Origin of the sequence: Priestia megaterium NBRC 15308 = ATCC 14581, assembly GCF_000832985.1 — a bacterium.
Classification (GTDB): domain Bacteria; phylum Bacillota; class Bacilli; order Bacillales; family Bacillaceae_H; genus Priestia; species Priestia megaterium.
This window is the reverse complement of the sequence record NZ_CP009920.1, coordinates 5037845-5056554: the sequence shown is the minus strand read 5'-3', so window position 1 is coordinate 5056554 and position 18710 is coordinate 5037845. Positions and strand designations below refer to the sequence as shown.

Annotated in this window: 14 protein-coding genes, 4 tRNA genes, 4 rRNA genes and 2 pseudogenes; 19 read left to right on the top strand and 5 right to left on the bottom strand. The window is 39.2% G+C overall.

Annotated features, from left to right (window positions below; translation table 11 throughout):
- Positions 1-2: 2 nt before the first annotated feature.
- From BG04_RS25960 to BG04_RS25950, 3 genes and pseudogenes are all read left to right on the top strand, one after another.
- Positions 3-1172, top strand: coding sequence for a cysteine desulfurase family protein (locus BG04_RS25960; RefSeq protein WP_034651209.1), 1170 nt, complete (start codon positions 3-5; stop codon positions 1170-1172).
- Positions 1173-1225: 53 nt separating this feature from the next.
- Positions 1226-1696: a DinB family protein gene (locus tag BG04_RS25955; protein WP_034651212.1), complete on the top strand. Its 471-nt coding sequence runs from the start codon at positions 1226-1228 to the stop codon at positions 1694-1696.
- A gap of 240 nt (positions 1697-1936) precedes the next feature.
- Positions 1937-2265, top strand: a pseudogene (locus BG04_RS25950) (pyrophosphohydrolase domain-containing protein).
- A 408-nt stretch (positions 2266-2673) separates the two neighbouring features.
- On the opposite strand, the gene BG04_RS31885 reads toward BG04_RS25950, so the two are convergent.
- A complete protein-coding gene (locus BG04_RS31885; protein ID WP_051975585.1) occupies positions 2674-3357 on the bottom strand; it encodes a hypothetical protein in 684 nt (227 codons plus the stop codon).
- A 226-nt stretch (positions 3358-3583) separates the two neighbouring features.
- On the opposite strand from BG04_RS31885, the gene BG04_RS25940 reads away from it, so the two are divergent.
- The gene (locus BG04_RS25940) at positions 3584-4588 is read left to right on the top strand and encodes a DUF3231 family protein (RefSeq protein ID WP_034651215.1); all 1005 of its coding nucleotides are present in this window, start codon (positions 3584-3586) and stop codon (positions 4586-4588) included.
- A gap of 367 nt (positions 4589-4955) precedes the next feature.
- Here BG04_RS25940 and BG04_RS25935 read toward each other — a convergent pair whose 3' ends face one another.
- Complete coding sequence (locus BG04_RS25935) at positions 4956-5594, bottom strand: MarC family protein (protein ID WP_034651218.1); 639 nt, start codon at positions 5592-5594, stop codon at positions 4956-4958.
- Positions 5595-5751: 157 nt separating this feature from the next.
- Entirely contained in the window at positions 5752-6732 is a 981-nt protein-coding gene (locus BG04_RS25930) for an NADPH:quinone reductase (protein WP_034651221.1), read from the bottom strand.
- Positions 6733-7000: 268 nt separating this feature from the next.
- On the opposite strand from BG04_RS25930, the gene BG04_RS31720 reads away from it, so the two are divergent.
- The 3 genes and pseudogenes from BG04_RS31720 (at position 7001) to BG04_RS25920 (ending at position 9374) form a co-directional block, all read left to right on the top strand.
- On the top strand, positions 7001-7123 hold the full coding sequence (locus tag BG04_RS31720; protein WP_256656519.1) for a hypothetical protein: 123 nt from the start codon (positions 7001-7003) through the stop codon (positions 7121-7123).
- Between the two features lie 314 nt (positions 7124-7437).
- Positions 7438-8312 (top strand): annotated as a pseudogene (locus BG04_RS25925) (purine-cytosine permease family protein); the annotation flags it as partial.
- Between the two features lie 861 nt (positions 8313-9173).
- Positions 9174-9374 (top strand): cold-shock protein, encoded by a 201-nt coding sequence (locus BG04_RS25920; protein ID WP_025751380.1) that lies wholly within the window; start codon positions 9174-9176, stop codon positions 9372-9374.
- Between the two features lie 249 nt (positions 9375-9623).
- Here the strand turns inward: BG04_RS25920 and BG04_RS25915 are convergent, their stop codons facing one another.
- Positions 9624-9824 (bottom strand): cold-inducible protein YdjO-related protein, encoded by a 201-nt coding sequence (locus BG04_RS25915; protein ID WP_034651224.1) that lies wholly within the window; start codon positions 9822-9824, stop codon positions 9624-9626.
- Between the two features lie 360 nt (positions 9825-10184).
- On the opposite strand from BG04_RS25915, the gene BG04_RS25910 reads away from it, so the two are divergent.
- The 10 genes from BG04_RS25910 (at position 10185) to BG04_RS25865 (ending at position 16656) form a co-directional block, all read left to right on the top strand.
- Positions 10185-11736, top strand: a 16S ribosomal RNA gene (locus BG04_RS25910).
- A 258-nt stretch (positions 11737-11994) separates the two neighbouring features.
- Positions 11995-14930: ribosomal RNA gene (locus BG04_RS25905) — 23S ribosomal RNA — on the top strand.
- Positions 14931-14999: 69 nt separating this feature from the next.
- Positions 15000-15115: ribosomal RNA gene (gene rrf / locus BG04_RS25900) — 5S ribosomal RNA — on the top strand.
- A 24-nt stretch (positions 15116-15139) separates the two neighbouring features.
- A tRNA-Met gene (locus tag BG04_RS25895) sits at positions 15140-15216 on the top strand.
- Positions 15217-15236: 20 nt separating this feature from the next.
- Positions 15237-15352 (top strand): 5S ribosomal RNA (rrf, locus tag BG04_RS25890).
- Together the 16S, 23S and 5S rRNA genes with 4 tRNA genes alongside form the textbook arrangement of a ribosomal RNA operon.
- A gap of 205 nt (positions 15353-15557) precedes the next feature.
- Positions 15558-15631 (top strand) — tRNA-Trp (locus BG04_RS25885).
- Between the two features lie 23 nt (positions 15632-15654).
- Positions 15655-15731: transfer RNA gene (locus BG04_RS25880), tRNA-Ile, on the top strand.
- A 39-nt stretch (positions 15732-15770) separates the two neighbouring features.
- A tRNA-Glu gene (locus BG04_RS25875) sits at positions 15771-15842 on the top strand.
- A 211-nt stretch (positions 15843-16053) separates the two neighbouring features.
- Positions 16054-16401: a hypothetical protein gene (locus BG04_RS25870; protein ID WP_016766131.1), complete on the top strand. Its 348-nt coding sequence runs from the start codon at positions 16054-16056 to the stop codon at positions 16399-16401.
- A gap of 48 nt (positions 16402-16449) precedes the next feature.
- On the top strand, positions 16450-16656 hold the full coding sequence (locus BG04_RS25865; protein ID WP_016766132.1) for a hypothetical protein: 207 nt from the start codon (positions 16450-16452) through the stop codon (positions 16654-16656).
- Between the two features lie 44 nt (positions 16657-16700).
- Here BG04_RS25865 and BG04_RS30425 read toward each other — a convergent pair whose 3' ends face one another.
- Positions 16701-16802: an HU family DNA-binding protein gene (locus BG04_RS30425; protein ID WP_115648256.1), complete on the bottom strand. Its 102-nt coding sequence runs from the start codon at positions 16800-16802 to the stop codon at positions 16701-16703.
- A gap of 221 nt (positions 16803-17023) precedes the next feature.
- Here BG04_RS30425 and BG04_RS25860 point away from each other — a divergent pair, with 221 nt between their 5' ends.
- Together BG04_RS25860 and BG04_RS25855 are read left to right on the top strand one after the other, a co-directional pair.
- Positions 17024-17302 carry a hypothetical protein gene (locus BG04_RS25860; protein WP_013083544.1) on the top strand — a complete coding sequence of 93 codons (279 nt, stop codon included), beginning with the start codon at positions 17024-17026 and terminating at the stop codon, positions 17300-17302.
- 256 nt (positions 17303-17558) lie between these two features.
- Positions 17559-18560: a DUF3231 family protein gene (locus BG04_RS25855; RefSeq protein ID WP_034651228.1), complete on the top strand. Its 1002-nt coding sequence runs from the start codon at positions 17559-17561 to the stop codon at positions 18558-18560.
- Positions 18561-18710: the final 150 nt, after the last annotated feature.

The following is an 18710-nucleotide window of genomic DNA, read 5'->3' as shown; positions in this document are numbered from 1 at the left end:
CAATGCATACACCTATTTATTTTGACTATAATGCCACTACTCCTATTGATCCAAGAGTATTAGAAGGTATGTTACCATATCTTCAAAATCATTTTGGGAATCCGTCGAGCACTTATTCTATAGGATATCGTACTAAAGAGGCCATTGAAATGGCACGTAAAGATATAGCTAATCTTATCAGTGTTGAGGATGGTAATGTATTTTTTACAAGTGGTGGATCTGAGGCGAATTCCACTATATTAAAAGGCATTGCAGCAAAAAGTTCAAAGAAGAAGCATATTATTACAAGTTCAATTGAACATCCAGCTATCTTAAAAACGTGTGATTACTTAAGAAAGCATCATGGATTTCAAATTACCACAATACCTGTCAATCCGGCTGGTATTGTGGATGTTAATGATATCGAAAGAGCTATAACTAGCCAAACAGTTCTTGTTACAGTCATGATGGTAAATAATGAAATTGGATCTATACAGCCTATAAAAGAAATAGGTAATCTGTGTAAAAAGCACAATATTCATTTCCATTGCGACGCAGTACAGGCAGTTGGGAAAATACCTGTTAATTTAAAGGAACTTCCAATTGACAGTTTATCGATGTCAGCGCATAAGATTTATGGACCTAAGGGAGTAGGCTGTTTATATTTACGTGAAGGTGTGAATATTCCTCCTCTTATCCTTGGAGGGTCTCAAGAATTTGGTATGCGCTCTGGAACAGAAAATGTAGCAGGTATTGTCGGTTTTGGGATTGCTGCAAAAATAGTTCAAGAAGATCTATACTTCAATCTTACAAAGATAGAGTACCTACGTAACTTATTCTTAACTAATCTCCATACAGAAATTGAGGAGTGTTTAATAAACGGAGATATACATGCGAGTGTTCCTTCCACGATAAACATTCAAATTTCTGGTATTAGAGGAGAATCCTTAGCCAGTATGTTAAATGAATTAGGATTTTGTGTATCTATTGCTTCTGCATGCAGCTCTACTTCATCTAAACTTTCACATGTATTAAAAGCAATTGGAAAAACAGATGAAGAGATCAGAAGCTCAATTCGTATAAGTATAGGTGCGTTAACTACAGAGGATGAAATAAATCAGTTAGTTAGACATTTAAAACAATCCGTGATGAGATTGCGTTCTTTCTCCCCTAAATATCAAATGTCTATATAGCTATATAAGAATAAAAAAGTCTAAAAATAGTGGTTGAAAGGTAGTGGGACTACATGGATGAATTAGTATTTAAGCAATTTAAAGTTGCAAAAGATTTTTTTATTAGAAACGTAGAAGCTATTTCCACAGAAGTAGCGAGTGTTCAGCCAGATGGCTTTAACAATACAATTCATTGGCATATTGGCCACGTATTAACATTCACTGAGCAATTAATGTTTGGATTTCCGGAAAAGACCATTTACCTTCCGATAAACTATGTCGAATTATTTGGAAATGGTACGAAACCGGCTGACTGGAAAGGTAAGGTGCCAAGCTTAGAAGAATTGATTAGCCAGCTTAAGGATCAGTCCATTCGTCTTCAGCAAATTCCAAGTGAACAATTAAAGGAAACTCTTCAAAAACCATTTATGGGATTTGAAATTTTTGGGGAGCTAGCAGGCCTGGCCGTTCTACATGAATCCAATCATTTAGGCCATATCCAAGCAATGAAACGCGTTGTTGAATATGAAAGTGTAAAACAATAATCAGTTTAGGTACAGATTAAAGGCATCCTCTAGCCATGCATATTACTAAGCTCTAAATAAAAAACAAGCATTTGTTTTCAAAGGCTTGTTTTTTTTGTTTAGAGAGTTTTTATATAGAAATGTTACAGGTCATCTATGATGCAAATTTGATAAAATTTAGAGGCTAAATTTAGTAATTACTTTTGGATTTGGCTGTGACCATACACTAAATAGAGTTTAATTATAAAGGAGATGAAGTAGATGATAATTTACAATAAGCTAGTCAGAGATCGTATCCCTGAAATTATCCAAGAATCTGGAGAGGAATGTTTAGTAGAAGTTTTAACAGAGCATGATTATTTAAAAGAACTTCAAAAAAAGGAGAGGAAGAGTTAAAGGAGTATTTAGCAGCTTCTAATTCCAAAGAAGTTATAGAAGAACTTGCGGATTTATTAGAAGTAATTTATGGACTAGCACAGTGTCATGGGTTTTCCATTAAAGAGTTAGAGACAGTTAGACAATCTAAAAAGGATAAAAAAGGTGCCTTTGATAAAAGATTATTCTTAGTTGAAGTCCATAAGAAAGATTAAAAACTAATTTCTAGTTACGTAAGAAAAAAACCTACTGATTATGGTTATGATGAGGTCCTTGTTTCTCTTTTATTCAGCTTTTATACACCATAGATATAACGGGGGTTCCTTAGATAAGTGGATAAGGATTTGATGTGTAAAAAGTACACGTTTTATATATATAATCGCACGGAAAAATATAGTATATATGGAGAAAACATGTTATTATGTTTCTGCACATGCATTTTAATGGTAAAAAGCCACCTGTCCTGCAAATACTGGGTGGCTTTTTATTTTGTTAACGATAATAATTCCTTTAACACTCTATAATAGATTTAAATATCTTGTCCGAAAAGTATACGTTTGTAGTTACCATAAAACATTTTCTAGGTAGCATAAAAAAGGTTAACTCATTAGAGTTAACCTTTTTTATTTAATAGAGCATATCCTAATTTGGAAACTAAATATAAAGCAAAAATCATTACTAATGTTCGAGATATTAGATGATCCTTTAGTCGGAGTGAATGTTACGTCAAAAAAATTGCCGGAAGGATCAGTTGTAATTGTAAAAGTAGATAAGGTACCAATAGATGGATTATTTAAAGAAAAATTAACTGTTACTCCTCCAGCAGGTTGACCATTTACCAATACTTGTCCTGAAATAGTGGAAGTTGATGGTACAGAACCATTACTACATATTCCATTTGGATTAGCATTTAAAATAATCGTAGCATTAGAAGGCTGCTGACAGTTATTAATAGGAATCTGAATACTAGTAGTTGCTCTATCACAATCAGGAACTGTAGCAGTAAGAGTTACTATCCCAGGTCCATTAGTAGCTATGAATACGGCTGTAAAGTTACCTGAAGAAGTCGTAATAACAGCGAGAGGAATCACTATACCAAGATTAGGATTCACTGAAAATTCGACTATTTCCCTATTAGCAGGCTGTCCATTTACCAGTACTTGTCCTGAAAGAAATGTCGTATTATTGTTTTCAATACATACTGTAGGTGGATTAGCAGCCAAAGTAATCGTCGTTCTTGTTGTTTGAGGACAACAACGGGAACAATCGCAATCATAATCACAGTTTCTATTTCGATATGAAGACAAAAGATTTACCTCCTTTGTGTGCAATATACTATATCTATATTAAGGTCTAGTGACCTTGCTTGTATGCTTGTCTATGTTTATTCACTAACAATTAATTATATATATCCCATACATGTTTAGTTCACATAATGTGAATTATCGGAAATTACATGCTAACAACCTTTTCTTTTTTAAAAAAATTCATATCTATTAATAAATTAGTAAATATTATCCAGGAGGTGATAATATGGATAAGAATAAGTTAAAACTCACATCTTCTGAAATAGGGACACTATGGGGAGAGTATGTTAATGGAACAATGACAGATGTAGTAAATCGGTATATGCTCTCTATTATTGAGGATGAGTCGGTAAAGGCCGTTTTTGAAGATGCAATCAAGACCTTCGCAAAACAAAAGAAACAAATCGTAACTTTTATAGAAAACGAGGGGTTTCCAGTTCCAATTGGATTTACTGAGTCTGACCTCAATAAAGGTACCCAAAAATTATTCACTGATACATTTTGCTTGAATTATTTACATATCATGACGTTACACGGTTTGCTAGGACATACAACCTCATTAGGTGTTTCTGTCAGAGAAGACTTACGCTACTTCTACGATTCATGTGATAATGATGCAAAAAGGATGTATCATCAAACAATCGAATTATTACTTGAAAAAGGGGAGTTTCAGAGGGATCCTTATTTTTATCCTGCTAAGAACCCTGAATATATTTCTAGTCAGGATTTTTCAGATGGATTTTTTGGAAAAGGCAGACGCTTGACGGCAACAGAAATCATAAGTATTTCTTTCAACCTTAAAAAAAGCATTATGGCTAAAACTCTTTCTATTGGATTTAGTCAGGTCTCTCAATCAAAAGAAGTAAGAAAATTTTTAGAGGATTCGGAGAAAACAGCTGATAATCAAATACAATCCTTGTCAAAAATAATGCACGCAGATAATTTACCAGTTCCCAAATCGTGGGAGACAGAAGTAACAAATTCAACAGACGCCCCTTTTTCTGATAAATTAATGATGTATCATATTGGTTTCTTGTTCCAAGCTGCACAAAATTATCACGGAGCAGGTTTAGCATCAGCCATGCGAACAGATCTTGTAACAGCTTATGAAGGCACCATTCTCAAAAATCTAATGGTAACAAAAAAATGGTTTAACATTATGGTAAAAAATAAATGGTTAGAACAACCACCACTTGCTCCTAATAGAAAAGAAATTGCAAGAGAAAAATAATAAAAAATGAATACAAACGAATATATTCAGCAAACTACTCAAGATGCAATGAGGCATCACTCATGAAACCCAATTACGTAACAGAAAAAACCTACCTCTTCGGATTGGGAAGAGATAGGTTTTTTCTGTTTTTAAGCTGTATATCATATACAACCTTAGTTAACATAATCACTCTTCCGGAACACACCACCAAAAAGAACCCTTGGGAGACAAGGGTTTCAAAACAGCCACTTTTTACAGAGTATACAGCTTTTTATACATCCTTGATATGACTACGTTCTGTGGAGAGTTGAAAGAAACGAGAATGTATAAAAAGCGTACTTTTTATACATATGCTCGTTCCTATAGGAATAGTCTTTTTGAATGATTACAGATGAGGAAATAACCCGTGAACACCTTCTGCAATCATTTGTATAGCCATCACTGCTAGTATTAATCCCATTAACCTTGAGATAACATTTAAACCATTCTGTCCGAGCTTTTTGATAATAGCTGTAGAATAATAGAAAAGGATAAAAGTAACTCCTAATATAAGGGTGTAACTAATGAGTACACTCCCTAGATTTGCTATCGAATAAGAACTGTGAGACATGACTGTCGCAATTGTTCCGGGTCCAGCCATAATCGGCAGAGCAAGGGGGGTAATGGAAATATCATTTTGGGAAGCTGCAGCTTTTTGTTCATGCGAATGAGGACTTTGTGCATTAGAAGGTTTAGCATGAAGCAAGCTATAGGCAATTCCAAAGATTAAGATTCCTCCTGCTACACGAAAAGCATGTATGGTGATCCCAAAGGCGGAAAAGATAAAACTCCCTAAAAGTAAAAATAGGGTAAGAATAATAAAAGAGATAATGACAGCCTTCCTTGCACTATGACGTCTTTCTTGAATAGAATAATCATTCGTAAGAGTAATGAAAATAGGTATGTTTCCGAGTGGATTCATAACAGCAAAAAATGAGATAGTAAGTTTAAGAATTAAAGCTAACACTGTAAAAACTCCTTTCATCTTAATAGTACATACCCATTTAGCTTACTTCGTTAACCTATCCCTCTATATTTTCACTTTTTAATAGAAAAAAGGACCCTGTAAGGTCCTTCTAGTATTTGCTTAGTTGACTAATGCAGTATTTAATTTAAGTGAATACCTTAATTATGTAGATTAATTAGTCAATTATCAAAACAAGTTTACCATTTCCTATACCTTTTTCTAGTTGTTTAAAGCCCTGCGATACTTGCTGGAGTGGCAAAGTTGTACCAATAATGGGACGAAGTGCACCACTTGTTAGCATGCCAATTACCCCATGAATACTTTGTTCATATTCATCCTTTGGTGCATTCCAAAGAGCTGTTGCTAAAATATCACATTCTTTTTGCATGGCAAGGCGTGGGTTTATGTCTATTGAACCACGGTTTCCAACAATTATAATCTTACCGAATGGTGCAATCAGCTTTAAATCTGTTTCTAAATTCTTATTTGCTAAAAACTCAATAATTACATCAGGCCCATTGCCATCCATTAAGGCTAACACATCTTCAATCGTTGCTTCTGTCACATGATCAGTGACAAAATCTGCACCAGCTTGCTGAACCATTTTTTTACCCTCTGGCTTGCTTGCTGTTCCAATCACTTTTGCACCGTGAGATTTCGCCATTTGTACAACCTGTAATCCGACTCCACCACTGGCTCCATGAATAAGCACGGTTTGACCGGGCTTCAGGCAGGCACGTTGAAATAGCGCACGATAGGCCGTTAGTGCGGGTACCCCTAATGCTGCACCTTGTTCAAAAGATACATGGGATGGTAATGGATGAACCAACGTTGCATCACATACTACTTTTTGGGCAAAGGTTCCTGTATTTTTACTTCCCATTAAAGACGCAATAAATACACGATCACCGACATGAACATTTGTAACTTCTTCTCCAATCGACTCCACAACTCCTGCACCGTCTAATCCTGGAGTATAAGGCAACTGAGGTATACTAAACGCATATGTACCTGCTAATGTGTAAGTATCACTCGGATTGACACCTGCTGCATACAAACGAACACATACTTCTCCCTTTTCTGCTACTACATCCTTAACGTCCTTAAATACTAATTTCTCAGGTCCACCAAACTGTGTGACTTGAATTGATTTCATATTCCAAACCTCCTTGTTACTTAATTATATATTGAAAGGTTTGAAATTACAGTAATATCAAGGTTTGAATTACTAGTTTTCACAAATTTGGACATTTTGAAACAAAATCAAATACACCGTCCGTAAAAATATACCTTTACGGACTTTTCTTTTATATAAGTAATCTATCATGTTTATCGTTCGTTTTAGTTTGAAAACAACTTACGAACGTCTTCGTAAGTTGACACACTTTTATGAACGTTTTTGATTAAATAAAAGGAAGTTTGATATGAGAATAAATAAGTTAGATTGGGAGGCCGGGGAAGGAAAAGCGACTTCAATGCCTCAAGTAGTATTGGACGGGCCTAAAGAAATTGTTGAGAGAAGATGCATCTATGTTATTATATACTAATGCTCTAAGAGACCGTATAAAAAAATTATCAAATTAAATAAGAAGGTACCTAAGCAGTTAGGCGCTAAAATCTTGCAGTTCCTCTTATTAAAAAAGTTTATCCCTCCATTGCAACACCTTTTTTATGAACAGCAATTTATAAAAGGAGCACAATAAATTTGTTACTTAATTAAACGTAGCGAAGTCTTATATAGCTGTTATATCAAATGATTCAAGGGAACACATGTTAATTATAAGAATGATTCATCACCTACTATAAGTAAGTATAAAAACGTTGAATTATATAGTTTGACTTAGAGTGCAAGCAACAAATATCTTACAAGGTGGTATATCTAGCAGCAATTATTATATTTCAGGTTACCACTTCCGACAGGAAGTTTTTCATTAAATGGCTTATATTTACCTGTATTTTTACTCGCTATCAGCATTGTAGCAACATGGCAATTAGCATATGCACCATACGTAGCAGACTATTCACGCTATCTGCCTGCTAATACATCAACTGCACAAACCTTTTGGTATAGTTACCTGGGTACATTTGTAGGGACTGTATAGATGAATGATTTTAGAAGCAACTCTAACAATTGCTATTCCTAATTTCCTTGATAATTCTGGTGGGAATTTAGCTCACTTATTCGGAAGTTTTGCTATCTTTATGTATTTGATCATTATTTTTGGTCAACTAGCTATTAATGTTTTTAATTTATATGGTGCTTTTATGTCAACGATTACAACTATAGAGCCCTTTTGGAAGCTCAAAGTAACACAAAAAGTTAGAGTAAGGATGATGTTTTGTGTTACTTTGGCAGGTACTATCCTATGTTTATTAGGCCAAAGTAATTTTCTATCATTTTTCTTAAATTTTATCTTTTTCATTAGCTATTTCTTGATTCCTTGGACGTCTCTCAATCTTGTGGACTACTACTTATTGCCCCGTGGTCAATATAATGTGAAAGATATCTTTGATGTAAATGGTCAATACGGAAAAATAAATGGAATCACTTGCATGGCATTTGCTGTATCAATTGTTGCAGAGATTCCTTTTGTTAACACATCATTCTACATTGGTCCTATAGCAAAGGCATTTGGTGGCGCAGATATTGCCTGGCTGATTGGAATAATAGTTCCTGCGATCTTATATTATTTTCTGATGAAACAAAAATTAAATAAAGAAGTTTGTGGTAACTGAACTCGAAAGAAAGGCCTGTATCTAAACAGATACAGGCCTTTCTTTACCCCATGAAAAGAGAATAAACATTCTTTTTTTTATGTAACAAAAACGAGATGCAAACGATTATGCATCCCGTCATGTGAAGAAGGAAAAAATAGCTTTTAATGCAGCATATGATCTTTAAGGAACACCTCATTTAAGCATTGAACTAAAAAATATACAATGTGAACGAAATCGTTCTTGGTCTGGGACAAACACCTCATTTGTATAGTTATAAATGAACGTTATTGTCTACCCATTATATATATTCTTACTACGCTCATGACTACCATCCCCTTATGAATCAAACATACATCGATTTACAATAAGGTTTTCTGAAATATGCCTGCTATAGACACCTCATCCCAAATGTAAGAAGCTTTGTAATGATTAGTTGTAATCAATAACTTGTTTTCCTTCTTCCTTAAATAGAATATCCCAATAGCCTATTTATAATTCAGTAAAGCTAACAGGGGTTTTTTGGATTATATGCACCCTTTATTTATAACAAAGATTAAATAATGAATTATTATGAATAGCTATAATAAATGGAGATATACACATATTCATTTTGTTCAAAGTGCTCGAGCATTCATAAGTTATGCTACATATGCCTATCATAAGTCTTGGTAGGGGAAAGATGAATAGTTAGAACTTGTTGAAGGGGATATTTTCCTTATTTGCTATAAAGCCTACTATATGTTACACTACAGATAACTTATTTTTGTTCGGTATATTGAGAAAAGAAAAAACCTAATTAGAAGTTTTTATCTTGAAATAGTATGTTTGGGCAAGATTGGTAATACATTTGTGGAGTATTCCACAGCAGGAGGCAACATTATGACACAAGGTACAGTAAAATGGTTTAACGCAGACAAAGGTTTCGGTTTCATTGAAATCGAAGGCGGAGACGATGTATTCGTTCATTTCAGTGCTATTCAAGGTGAAGGTTTCAAATCATTAGAAGAAGGTCAAAAAGTTACTTTTGATATCGAAGAAGGTCAACGTGGAGCACAAGCTGCTAACGTTCATAAAGCATAATTAAAAGTGATAACGAAAAAGACTCCTTATAAAGGAGTCTTTTTTTTATGGTCTTATAATTAGAAAACCATGATTTATCTACTATTAGTTCAATAGAAAACCCAGGCTTAAAAAAAGCCTGGGTTTTAGACAAGACGATCGATACAAGGTTAATTAGTTATAACATACAATAGAAATAGAAAGCAAATATGAACAAAGACTTTTTTATGTATAGGTAGTGTTTAATCTTTTAAAAAGCATAGGTGTACATTATCTTCTATGAGGATTACGGGGGATTTTATCAATAAGGCGTTTTTTAGCTTCCATCTGACTTTTACACAAAGGACATTTCTGATGACTATCGTAAGAGAAGTCTTTTCTCATCCAGCCTTTACACTCTTCTACTGTACATTCCCAAATTTCTGTTTCTTCTTGAACCGGAGGTTCTTGATTTCTTTTACTATAATACATACTAATCACTACTCCTCTCTTTATAAGTATGCCTTATAAAGAGAGCATAGATACTTTATATCTTTTCTTTCATTCATATTTTATTAGCATCAATTTCACATTTGAAAAAAGTGGAGTGGGGATATTAAAATATAATAATTAATGTTTAATGAATAGTTGTTACCGTGATGTGTAAAATACAATGGAAATAAAAAAGAATGTTTTTTTAGAAAAACTATTGACGTTTCATTTGATATGTTTTATTATTATTAAGCGTCGTTGAAACGACAACTTATGATTTGAACATTGAACTTTGAAAACTGAACAAAGCGACAAACGTCAACGTTAAATTTTATTTTTTAATTGAGCAAGTCAAACATTTCTTCGGAGAGTTTGATCCTGGCTCAGGATGAACGCTGGCGGCGTGCCTAATACATGCAAGTCGAGCGAACTGATTAGAAGCTTGCTTCTATGACGTTAGCGGCGGACGGGTGAGTAACACGTGGGCAACCTGCCTGTAAGACTGGGATAACTTCGGGAAACCGAAGCTAATACCGGATAGGATCTTCTCCTTCATGGGAGATGATTGAAAGATGGTTTCGGCTATCACTTACAGATGGGCCCGCGGTGCATTAGCTAGTTGGTGAGGTAACGGCTCACCAAGGCAACGATGCATAGCCGACCTGAGAGGGTGATCGGCCACACTGGGACTGAGACACGGCCCAGACTCCTACGGGAGGCAGCAGTAGGGAATCTTCCGCAATGGACGAAAGTCTGACGGAGCAACGCCGCGTGAGTGATGAAGGCTTTCGGGTCGTAAAACTCTGTTGTTAGGGAAGAACAAGTACGAGAGTAACTGCTCGTACCTTGACGGTACCTAACCAGAAAGCCACGGCTAACTACGTGCCAGCAGCCGCGGTAATACGTAGGTGGCAAGCGTTATCCGGAATTATTGGGCGTAAAGCGCGCGCAGGCGGTTTCTTAAGTCTGATGTGAAAGCCCACGGCTCAACCGTGGAGGGTCATTGGAAACTGGGGAACTTGAGTGCAGAAGAGAAAAGCGGAATTCCACGTGTAGCGGTGAAATGCGTAGAGATGTGGAGGAACACCAGTGGCGAAGGCGGCTTTTTGGTCTGTAACTGACGCTGAGGCGCGAAAGCGTGGGGAGCAAACAGGATTAGATACCCTGGTAGTCCACGCCGTAAACGATGAGTGCTAAGTGTTAGAGGGTTTCCGCCCTTTAGTGCTGCAGCTAACGCATTAAGCACTCCGCCTGGGGAGTACGGTCGCAAGACTGAAACTCAAAGGAATTGACGGGGGCCCGCACAAGCGGTGGAGCATGTGGTTTAATTCGAAGCAACGCGAAGAACCTTACCAGGTCTTGACATCCTCTGACAACTCTAGAGATAGAGCGTTCCCCTTCGGGGGACAGAGTGACAGGTGGTGCATGGTTGTCGTCAGCTCGTGTCGTGAGATGTTGGGTTAAGTCCCGCAACGAGCGCAACCCTTGATCTTAGTTGCCAGCATTTAGTTGGGCACTCTAAGGTGACTGCCGGTGACAAACCGGAGGAAGGTGGGGATGACGTCAAATCATCATGCCCCTTATGACCTGGGCTACACACGTGCTACAATGGATGGTACAAAGGGCTGCAAGACCGCGAGGTCAAGCCAATCCCATAAAACCATTCTCAGTTCGGATTGTAGGCTGCAACTCGCCTACATGAAGCTGGAATCGCTAGTAATCGCGGATCAGCATGCCGCGGTGAATACGTTCCCGGGCCTTGTACACACCGCCCGTCACACCACGAGAGTTTGTAACACCCGAAGTCGGTGGAGTAACCGTAAGGAGCTAGCCGCCTAAGGTGGGACAGATGATTGGGGTGAAGTCGTAACAAGGTAGCCGTATCGGAAGGTGCGGCTGGATCACCTCCTTTCTAAGGATTTTTATATGACGTACGTTTTGATACTTTGTTCAGTTTTGAGAGTTCAATCTCTCATTAATAATTGCGCCTGCGATTACTCGGCGCAAAACTGCACGTAGATATCACAGTGATGTTTATCATGATGTGATTGAAGTCAGTTGTTTTGTTCTTTGAAAACTAGATAACAGTAATTGCTGAGGAAAAGTGAAACTTTTCTTTAATCAAACCAATAAATAACACAACAGTATGTTGTACCATTTATTCGCTAATGGTTAAGTTAGAAAGGGCGCACGGTGAATGCCTTGGCACTAGGAGCCGATGAAGGACGGGACTAACACCGATATGCTTCGGGGAGCTGTAAGTGAGCTTTGATCCGGAGATTTCCGAATGGGGAAACCCACTGTTCGTAATGGAACAGTATCTTTATCTGAATACATAGGATATTGAAGGCAGACCCGGGGAACTGAAACATCTAAGTAACCGGAGGAAGAGAAAGCAAATGCGATTTCCTGAGTAGCGGCGAGCGAAACGGAATTAGCCCAAACCAAGAGGCTTGCCTCTTGGGGTTGTAGGACACTCTATACGGAGTTACAAAGGAACGAAGTAAATGAAGCGACCTGGAAAGGTCCGTCGAAGAAGGTAACAACCCTGTAGTTGAAACTTCGTTCCCTCTTGAGTGGATCCTGAGTACGGCGGAACACGTGAAATTCCGTCGGAAGCTGGGAGGACCATCTCCCAAGGCTAAATACTACCTAGTGACCGATAGTGAACCAGTACCGTGAGGGAAAGGTGAAAAGCACCCCGGAAGGGGAGTGAAAGAGATCCTGAAACCGTGTGCCTACAAGTAGTCAGAGCCCGTTAACGGGTGATGGCGTGCCTTTTGTAGAATGAACCGGCGAGTTACGATCCCATGCAAGGTTAAGCTGATAAGGTGGAGCCGTAGCGAAAGCGAGTCTGAATAGGGCGTTTAGTATGTGGTTGTAGACCCGAAACCAGGTGATCTACCCATGTCCAGGGTGAAGTTCAGGTAACACTGAATGGAGGCCCGAACCCACGCACGTTGAAAAGTGCGGGGATGAGGTGTGGGTAGCGGAGAAATTCCAATCGAACCTGGAGATAGCTGGTTCTCTCCGAAATAGCTTTAGGGCTAGCCTCATGTTGTGAGAGTCTTGGAGGTAGAGCACTGATTGGACTAGGGGCCCCCAACGGGTTACCGAATTCAGTCAAACTCCGAATGCCAAAGACTTATCCATGGGAGTCAGACTGCGAGTGATAAGATCCGTAGTCAAAAGGGAAACAGCCCAGACCACCAGCTAAGGTCCCCAAGTATACGTTAAGTGGAAAAGGATGTGGAGTTGCTTAGACAACCAGGATGTTGGCTTAGAAGCAGCCACCATTTAAAGAGTGCGTAATAGCTCACTGGTCGAGTGACTCTGCGCCGAAAATGTACCGGGGCTAAACGTATCACCGAAGCTGTGGATTGACATCTTTGATGTCAGTGGTAGGAGAGCGTTCTAAGTGCTGTGAAGTCAGACCGTAAGGACTGGTGGAGCGCTTAGAAGTGAGAATGCCGGTATGAGTAGCGAAAGACAAGTGAGAATCTTGTCCACCGAATGCCTAAGGTTTCCTGAGGAAGGCTCGTCCGCTCAGGGTTAGTCGGGACCTAAGCCGAGGCTGAAAAGCGTAGGCGATGGCCAACAGGTTGATATTCCTGTACCACCTCCCCGCCGTTTGAGTAATGGGGGGACGCAGTAGGATAGGGTAAGCGCGCTGCTGGATATGCGCGTTCAAGCAGTTAGGCTGATGAGTAGGCAAATCCGCTCATCATAAAGGCTGAGCTGTGATGACGAGGGAATTATAGTACCGAAGTTCCTGATTCCACACTGCCAAGAAAAGCCTCTAGCGAGGCGGGAGGTGCCCGTACCGCAAACCGACACAGGTAGGCGAGGAGAGAATCCTAAGGTGATCGAGAGAACTCTCGTTAAGGAACTCGGCAAAATGACCCCGTAACTTCGGGAGAAGGGGTGCTCTGGTAGGGTGTATAGCCCGAGAGAGCCGCAGTGAATAGGCCCAGGCGACTGTTTAGCAAAAACACAGGTCTCTGCGAAGCCGCAAGGCGAAGTATAGGGGCTGACGCCTGCCCGGTGCTGGAAGGTTAAGAGGAGGGGTTATCCTTTGGGAGAAGCTCTGAATCGAAGCCCCAGTAAACGGCGGCCGTAACTATAACGGTCCTAAGGTAGCGAAATTCCTTGTCGGGTAAGTTCCGACCCGCACGAAAGGCGTAACGATCTGGGCACTGTCTCAACGAGAGACTCGGTGAAATTATAGTACCTGTGAAGATGCAGGTTACCCGCGACAGGACGGAAAGACCCCGTGGAGCTTTACTGTAGCCTGATATTGAATTTTGGTACAGCTTGTACAGGATAGGTAGGAGCCTGAGAAGCCGGAGCGCTAGCTTCGGTGGAGGCGTCGGTGGGATACTACCCTGGCTGTATTGAAATTCTAACCCGCGGCCCTGATCGGGCCGGGAGACAGTGTCAGGTGGGCAGTTTGACTGGGGCGGTCGCCTCCTAAAATGTAACGGAGGCGCCCAAAGGTTCCCTCAGAATGGTTGGAAATCATTCGTAGAGTGTAAAGGCACAAGGGAGCTTGACTGCGAGACCTACAAGTCGAGCAGGGACGAAAGTCGGGCTTAGTGATCCGGTGGTTCCGCATGGAAGGGCCATCGCTCAACGGATAAAAGCTACCCCGGGGATAACAGGCTTATCTCCCCCAAGAGTCCACATCGACGGGGAGGTTTGGCACCTCGATGTCGGCTCATCGCATCCTGGGGCTGTAGTCGGTCCCAAGGGTTGGGCTGTTCGCCCATTAAAGCGGTACGCGAGCTGGGTTCAGAACGTCGTGAGACAGTTCGGTCCCTATCCGTCGTGGGCGTAGGAAATTTGAGAGGAGCTGTCCTTAGTACGAGAGGACCGGGATGGACACACCGCTGGTGTACCAGTTGTCTTGCCAAAGGCATCGCTGGGTAGCTATGTGTGGACGGGATAAGTGCTGAAAGCATCTAAGCATGAAGCCCCCCTCAAGATGAGATTTCCCATAGCGCAAGCTAGTAAGATCCCTGAAAGATGATCAGGTTGATAGGTCAGAGGTGGAAGCGTGGCGACATGTGTAGCTGACTGATACTAATCGATCGAGGACTTAACCAAATTTTAAAAGCGTAAGCTTTACTTAGCAAACTGTTATCTAGTTTTGAGAGAACAATCTCATATAAAATGTCTAGTGATAATGGCGAAGAGGTCACACCCGTTCCCATACCGAACACGGAAGTTAAGCTCTTTAGCGCCGATGGTAGTTGGGACTTTGTCCCTGTGAGAGTAGGACATCGCTAGGCATTTTTATTTTGCTTTTTTATCATCGCGGGGTGGAGCAGTTCGGTAGCTCGTCGGGCTCATAACCCGAAGGTCGCAGGTTCAAATCCTGTCCCCGCAACCAACTAATTATTGAGATACAGGTCTGGTGGCGATAGCGAAGAGGTCACACCCGTTCCCATACCGAACACGGAAGTTAAGCTCTTTAGCGCCAATGGTAGTTGGGACTTTGTCCCTGTGAGAGTAGGACGTTGCCAGGCAATTCAATGATAAGGACCCTTATTAACCTCTTGTAAAAGAGCATAGGGGTTTTTTATTTGGAACATTCTATTATAAGTAATGAAAACAACGCTGTTTATAGCGCTTATATAGATTTTTTTGGAGGATTAGCTCAGCTGAGAGAGCACCTGCCTTACAAGCAGGGGGGGTCGGCGGTTCGATCCCGTCATGACTGCTACTTTTTATAGGGGCATAGTTTAAAGGTAGAACTACGGTCTCCAAAACCGTCAGTGTGGGTTCAATTCCTACTGCCCCTGCCATTTTAGATACATATGAGGATTAAGGGCCTATAGCTCAGCTGGTTAGAGCGCACGCCTGATAAGCGTGAGGTCGGTGGTTCGAGTCCACTTAGGCCCACCAGTATAACAAACCGTTAAGTTAAACTTAAAAAACAATCTTGGCCCGTTGGTCAAGTGGTTAAGACACCGCCCTTTCACGGCGGTAACACGGGTTCGAATCCCGTACGGGTCATCGAAAGAGCAGTTTGCATTTGCAAACTGCTCTTTTATTTATGTTAGATAACTACAGATTTTGATTGAGCCTGTATAAAATTCTAATGTGAAAACTTCAAAATCTTTGAGTCTAATCTCTGAAATTTGAACATAACGATACTAGTACTTTAAGAATAACACTAGGATAACGTGCTATAATGGATAAAACTGAATACTAGGGGTAATGAACAATGGAGGAATTAAAGCGAAAAAACCAAGGTGCTGCGGAACTAGACGAAAAGGGATTTAAGTGGATGCGTTTCGTCAGCTTCTTTATGATTGTGAACCTCATTTTCACCGTAGCGTTAGTAGCAGTTGTTCTAATAGTTCCACAAATTCAAGAAACTTTTCAATGGGTAGCATTTGGTGTATATGGGTTTACAGTTCTTTATCTCATCTTTATGCGTGAAGTAGCCTTTAAAAAGACATATGATTCTTTAGCAGTTTGGATGCGCACTGTATGGAATTTTAGTTTTATTGCTAGTGCGTTTGGGGCCATTAGCATGTTTATAGGGAACACTCACTGGACTTTATTTTAAAGGAATCTGTCTTCTTGTGTTGAAAGTGAAAGTAAGGGAGGAATTTATATGAATCCATATGAACAATTACAATTAAACAAAGAAGTAGAAGCGATTGCTAAACAACGAATTGAAATTCATAAACAGCGAATAAAGTTATCTGAAGAGTTAGAGCAAGACTTTGATAATACAGAGCTCCAAAATAAAATTATTGAGTTAGAAGAAGAAAGTCAAAAACTAAAGAAAAAGAGTGAAGCTTTACAAGCTAACTATTAAACATCCTCTCAGGGTGTTTTTTTAATCAACGTATTTTAAAAAAACTATGATTTTATTGAAGCTATAAGCTTAATCGCTTTTTTTGCGTCTTGTTTTGTTAATTCTGATTTTGAAGCAACAGCATCAATAAATTCAGCTTTATTCATATCTAAATACCTCACTCCTTACTGTGTATAGTCTGTGTAGACAAAAAATATATCATAGTTTCCTTATAAAGGGTCAAACCTATGTTCTTTTAAATGCGTCATGCATTTGCTAGAAAACTCTAAAAAAGTTAACATTGCATGTTTTGTTTCCCTTTTGTTAGGGAAATGGAAATAAAAGAAAGATAAAAATGATTAAAAATGAGGAGAAGGAGTGGAAAAAAGTGGTATATAGTCAAGCAGTAAGAAAACCTGAGTTTCAACAAGCGGAATCGGAAGGGTTAAATGAAGCCATTCACGAGTACATAACTCGTCGTACACGTCACAATGCACCGGTTGTGGATGCGCTTCGATATATTATGACCATTGAACATAAACATGAACGTATGCAGGTAGCAGCAGAACTGTTCGGATCAGCTATTCAACGTGTAAAAGATCAAGATATTATTCAATATCTAAAAAAATGCGGAAGCTACAAAAGAATTTCTGATACGATGGAATAAAAACGTTTTCTTTGAAAAAGCGCCTTTAATGAGAGGGAGCTTTTTTTTGTTTCCTCCATTTAAAAGCGAGGGTAAATACATAGAATTCTTCCAATTTGTGCATAGTAAATGAAGCAGAATTAATTGAGGAAGAGACAGAGTTGTGTATCTGACTGCGGGGACGAATGTTAAGGTCTAGAATAAAGTCTTCATTACAGATACCCACTCTTGAATAAATGAAGATTTACGTATGTATCCCTAGCAGGAGGTTGAGTGCATGAGTCAAGAAATACCGTTAAGTTCAAGTGAAATTGCTACTCTTTGGATGACCTATCAGCAAAAGACAATGACCCAAAGAATTTTAGAATATTTTATTGCGCACGCAGAAGATGACGGGGCAAAAGAAATTATGCAAGATACGCATATGCAAGTTGTGAACTATATTGAAGATATCAAAACGATTCTAAAAAATGAAGGGGCAGCCATACCGGTAGGATACACAGAAAAAGACGTAAATGTCGGTGTTCCTAAGCTTTATGATAAAGTGTTTGATATTATGTTTCTTCGCCTTTTAAAAGAAATTAGCATGGGGCTACATACGCTTCATTTAACCATGTCCTACAGAAAAGACATGATCTCTCTATATAAAGAGCTTACCGCTTTCACGCAAAGTGGCTATGACAAATGTGTAGATTATCTTCAGGGAAAAAACGTGCTTCCAAGGCCTCCAGCTGTTTCAGTACCTAAAACAGTGAAGTTTGCTGAAGGTACAGATTATATGAATGGCCTCCATTTATTTTCCAGTAAACGTGCATTAAATACTGTAGAGGTAGCGCATATTTATTATGCTATTGAAAGCAACATTCTTGGCATGCAAATGATCACAGGGTTTGCTCAAGTAGCAAGTGAGCCTGAAGTAAAGAAGTATTTTGTAAAAGGAAAAGAGCTGGCTAAGAAAATTGTAAGTGATTATAGCAAAATTCTTTTAGAGAGCGATATTCAGACGCCTGCAACGTGGGGAGCGAAAGCGACCGAGTCAAAAGTAGCACCTTTTTCAGATAAACTAATGATGTACTGCGTGAGTTTGTTCTGCAGTTTTGGGCTGGGAAGCAACGCTCTAGGCACTGCATTTAGTTTACGTGGAGATCTTCCTCTTACTCTTGTCAGTACGGCCAAAGACATTTTAACATACGGGCAAGACGGGGGAAAAATCATGGCCAAAAACGGGTGGCTTGAGGAACCGCCAAGTATGGAAGACCGAAATGATTTGATTAAATAGAAAAGCATAATACATTACGAAAACTTCTTTTTTTGAAAGAAGTTTTTTCTTTTGTATAAAAAATGTCGTTATTTGTTCGTTTAACGGTTTGTTTTTTGAATAAAAAGGATATATAAACTATAAATTTACAATTTTATACTAAAAAAGGAG